General features: G+C 40.9%; 1 protein-coding gene. It reads left to right on the top strand.

From position 1 onward, the window contains the following. On the top strand, positions 1 to 1,056 hold a 1,056-nt coding region (locus tag A3761_RS28195; RefSeq protein ID WP_197473227.1), incomplete at its 5' end, for a hypothetical protein. Between the last annotated feature and the right edge of the window lie 348 nt (positions 1,057 to 1,404).

Raw genomic sequence — 1,404 nt, 5'->3', positions numbered from 1 at the left:
GAACAAAGGCGCAAGCTAGGCGTAAGTGATGACATATATTGGGGGCGATATACGCCTCACACCTCAGAGCAAGAAGAAGCGCTAAAAGTAGATATCTTCCAGCACGCCAATGGTGACGGCATGAGCATAATGAAGCACATGCTGAACGATCTCGGTTTCACCAGTGTGAAGATCCCTAAGTGTAGAGAAACCGGTGAACCTGACACTCAAGAATTGAAAGCGATCAAAGCAAAAGTTCAACCTTACCCTAAAAGGGTCAAATGGCGTTTTTGGAAAGCGGATAATCAAGTAAGCCAAAATTCGGTAGACACTCTATTTTTTGATCGTTATGAAACCGCAGCTATCGAACAACGAGCAAAATCTCTCGATATCCCTTTAACAACCTTTATACTATGGGCGCTAAACCGCTCGGCTGCCAAGCATTTACTTGCAGATTCAAAAAACTGCAATCAAAGCTATTCGTGGTTTTATCCCGTTAATTTAAGGGGGGCAGCTAATTTTGGAACCGACTCAGACTATGCAAATTTCTCCAGTGGATTTTATATCCCTCTCGAAGCGGATATTTCACCTACCCAGTTAAACGACAGAATTCGCGAGCGGCTAAAGTCACGCGAGCATTGGCTGCACTGGCAACAAGCCAAGATAGCTAAATATCTACCTGGCTTTATGATTAGATTTTTATATCGCTACCTCAGCAATAAATCCTTTTACGCTGGCAATTTCTCCGCAATGGGGAACTGGTTAGATGAAGATACCTCTGCCTTACCGAGCAAACAGGCAGAAGCGGTTTCAGCATTACAAAAAGAACGCTGGTTTTGCTGTGCACCAGGAACAAAGAACTATCCGATATCAAGCTGCGTCATGAAGTGGAATGGTCAGCTCGGTTTAACGCTTAAGCTTCATTCTTCGATCGTAAAGGATGACAAGGTTTCGCTTGAAACGCTTTGTGATTGGGGTAATGAGCTTTTTGAAGATAATCTCTTCGACATCAATAGCGCTGTAGGTCGCAATCAAATTGTTTCTTATAAATACACCGACCATTGCCAAGGTATTTAACATTATAATATCCGTATTACCAATGCGGTTTGTAAGACGAAGTCATTAGATTCACTAGTTCACAAAATCTTGAAGCTGGCTAAATTTACGTCAGCTTATTTTACACATCGATCAATCAATACTAGAAAACATCAATAAAAACAAAAAGATAAACTTCTGGCGCATCTATTGCTTTCCTATAGTTATTATTCATTAAATTAGGCTGTATTATGAAAAATTTAACAAAGTTGTTCGGTTCAATCTGTTTAACTACTGCTGTATCTATGAGTGCTCAAGCTAATCTTATAGAAAATGGCAGCTTCGAANATATTGGTAACGAAGCAGCACTTGGCGGGTATGGAAGCGCAG

It is taken from the genome of Oleiphilus sp. HI0123 (assembly GCF_001635315.1).
This window is presented reverse-complemented; position numbering and strand designations above follow the sequence as displayed.